The organism is Microbacterium sp. Leaf351 (assembly GCF_001423825.1).
Taxonomy (GTDB): Bacteria; Actinomycetota; Actinomycetes; order Actinomycetales; family Microbacteriaceae; genus Microbacterium; species Microbacterium ginsengisoli.
In genome coordinates, this window is the sequence record NZ_LMPK01000034.1 from 132,019 (window position 1) to 134,791 (window position 2,773).

General features: G+C 71.8%; 4 protein-coding genes. 3 read left to right on the top strand and 1 reads right to left on the bottom strand.

Annotation, left to right across the window (positions count from 1 at the left end):
* Nucleotides 1-146 precede the first annotated feature (146 nt).
* From ASG00_RS10770 to ASG00_RS10780, 3 genes are all read left to right on the top strand, one after another.
* Nucleotides 147-1,016 carry an A/G-specific adenine glycosylase gene (locus ASG00_RS10770; RefSeq protein WP_056209581.1) on the top strand — a complete coding sequence of 290 codons (870 nt, stop codon included), beginning with the start codon at nt 147-149 and terminating at the stop codon, nt 1,014-1,016.
* 70 nt (nt 1,017-1,086) lie between these two features.
* Nucleotides 1,087-1,806, top strand: a complete 720-nt coding sequence (locus ASG00_RS10775; protein ID WP_056209453.1) for an ABC transporter ATP-binding protein — start codon at nt 1,087-1,089, stop codon at nt 1,804-1,806.
* On the top strand, nt 1,803-2,534 hold the full coding sequence (locus ASG00_RS10780; RefSeq protein ID WP_045246134.1) for an ABC transporter permease: 732 nt from the start codon (nt 1,803-1,805) through the stop codon (nt 2,532-2,534). The genes ASG00_RS10775 and ASG00_RS10780 overlap by 4 nt, the downstream gene beginning before the upstream one ends.
* A 6-nt stretch (nt 2,535-2,540) precedes the next feature.
* On the opposite strand, the gene ASG00_RS10785 is transcribed toward ASG00_RS10780, so the two are convergent.
* Nucleotides 2,541-2,773 (bottom strand): ribosome-binding factor A (locus ASG00_RS10785; protein WP_442922638.1); only part of this gene is annotated, 233 nt, incomplete at its 5' end.

Consider the following 2,773-nt stretch of genomic DNA (forward strand, 5'->3'; position numbering starts at 1 on the left):
CAATGCGGCCCGCCGGGTAGTGCTGCCGCACCTCGTCACGCAGCTGACGCTGCAGTTCGACGACGGGGGTGGAGGCCAGGCGCATGTCCCCAGCCTACGGCGACGGATGCCGCATCCCCCGCCCGCGCACCTTCTACGCTGGGTCGGTGACCCCCCTCGCCGCCGCCCTCGTCGACTGGTACCGCGGCAACGCGCGCGACCTGCCGTGGCGGGCGCAGGGGTTCGGGGCGTGGGGCGTCCTGGTGAGCGAGTTCATGCTGCAGCAGACACCCGTGAACCGGGTCATCCCGCTGCTCGAGGCCTGGCTCGTGACGTGGCCGACACCGACCGCGCTCGCGGCGGCATCGCCCGCGGAGGCGGTGCAGCGGTGGGCGAACCTCGGTTATCCGCGGCGAGCGCTGTGGCTGCACCGGGCGGCCGTCGAGATCCGCGACCGGCACGACGGCGTCGTGCCGCGCGACGTCGACGCCCTGCTCGCCCTCACGGGCATCGGCGACTACACGGCTCGCGCCGTGGCGGTGTTCGCTTACGGCGACAGGCATCCGGTCGTCGACACGAACACGCGGCGCGTGCTCGCGCGCGCCGTCGACGGAAGGTCCCAGCCCGGGCCGCCGGCGAGAAGCGACCTCGACCGGATGGCGGCGATCCTTCCGGAGGATCGCGCGGCGGCGGCGACAGTGAACGCGGCGGCCATGGAGCTGGGCGCTGTCGTCTGCACCGCGCGTACGCCCCGCTGCGACCTCTGCCCCGTGCGGGAGCTGTGCGCGTGGCGCGCGGCGGGCTACCCCGACACCGGCGACACCCGCCGTCGCCAAGCCCGGTATGAGGGAAGCGACCGTCAGGCCCGCGGCGCCGTCATGGCGGTGCTGCGCGACGCCGCCCCCGAGGGTGTGCCCGTCGACGCCGTCATCGCCGACTGGCCGGATGCCGCGCAGCGCGACCGCGCGATCGGCACCCTGCTCGCCGACGGTCTCGCGGAGACGACGCCCGACGGCCTGCTGCGACTGCCGGCGTAGGGTGCTGCCGCCCGCATTCTTCCGGCGGCATCCCATTGCTCTCACGTACCCCGCGTGGGAATGTCGTGGTGTGGACAGCACGGTGGCGGTGGTCACACACGATCTGGCGGTGCGGCGCGGTCGTACGCGCATCCTTCATGGCATCGATGTCGCACTCGCACCCGGCGAGCTCGTCGGCCTGCTCGGGCCGTCGGGCAGCGGAAAGACGACGCTCATCCGCTCGATCGTGGGCGCGCAGCGCATCACCCGAGGCAGCGCGACCGTGCTCGGACAACCCGCCGGGAGCCGACCGCTGCGCGGCCGGATCGGCTATATGGCGCAGAGCTCGGCGATCTACGACGACCTGACGGTGCAGCAGAATGTGCGCTATTTCGCCCGGGTGCGCGGCAGCTCCCGTGCCGACGCGGATGCCGCCATCTCGGCCGTCGATCTCGACGCCTTCCGCGGAGCGCTCGTCTCGCGTCTGTCGGGAGGTCAGCGAAATCGGGTGTCGCTCGCGATCGCCCTCGTCGGCCGCCCGCCCATCCTCGGGCTCGACGAGCCCACGGTCGGCTTGGATCCGCTGCTGCGCCGCGACCTGTGGGCACTGTTCCGGTCGCTCGCCGACGACGGCACGACGGTCGTCGTCTCGAGCCACGTGATGGATGAGGCACGGCGATGCGACCGGCTCCTCCTCCTGCACGACGGGCGGCTCATCGCCGACACCACGCCCGATGGACTGCTCGCCGAAACCGCAACGAGCGACCACGACGCGGCGTTCCTGGCCCTCGTCGAACGGAACACCCCATGAACCCGCTCCTCACCCTCGTGACCGCGGGCCGGGTGCTGACCCAGATCCGCCACGACCCACGCACGATCGTGCTGCTGCTGTTCGTCCCCTCGCTGCTGCTCGGTCTGCTCGCGTGGGTCTTCGACGACGCCCACACGTTCGATCAGGTGGGACCGGCGCTGCTCGCCCTGTTCCCGTTCATCGTCATGTTCCTGGTGACGAGCATCGCGACGCTGCGCGAACGACGCAGCGGAACCCTCGAGCGCCTGCTCACCCTGCCGCTGGGCAAGGGCGACGTCATCGCCGGCTACGCTCTCGCCTTCGGGCTGCTCGCCGCGATGCAGGCGCTCATCGCCGTCGCCTTCGCGGTGTGGGTGTGCGGGCTCACGATCGCCGGCCCGATCGGACTGCTGATCGTGGCCGCCATCCTCAACGGCCTTCTCGGCACGACGCTCGGCCTGCTGGCATCCGCGTTCGCGGCGACCGAGTTCCAGGTCGTGCAGTTCATGCCCGCGATCGTGTTCCCGCAGGTGATCCTGGGCGGCGTCATCGTGCCGCGCGACAGCATGCCGGACGTGCTCCGGGCGATCAGCGATTGGCTGCCGATGTCGCACTCCGTGCAGGCGCTGCACGACCTCGCGACCTCGACCGATACCGGACCGGCCCTGCGCGAACTCGGCGTCGTCGCCCTGTTCACCCTCGGTGTCGTCGTGCTCGCCGCGCTGTCACTGCGACGTCAGACGCGCTGAGCGCGCTCAGTCCTCGTCGTCGTCTTCGACCCGCGGCTTCACGTAGGGGTCGGACTCGCCCGCGTAGTGAGCGCCGACGGCGATGCCCGCCACGGCCTCGTCGCGCTCACGCGCCTCGCGCAGAAGATCCTCGATGTGCCCGGCCGAGTCCGGCAGCGCGTCGAGGATGAACTCGAGCGTCGGCGTCAGCCGGATGCCCAGCTGACGACCCACGTCGCTGCGCAGCATGCCGGTCGCGG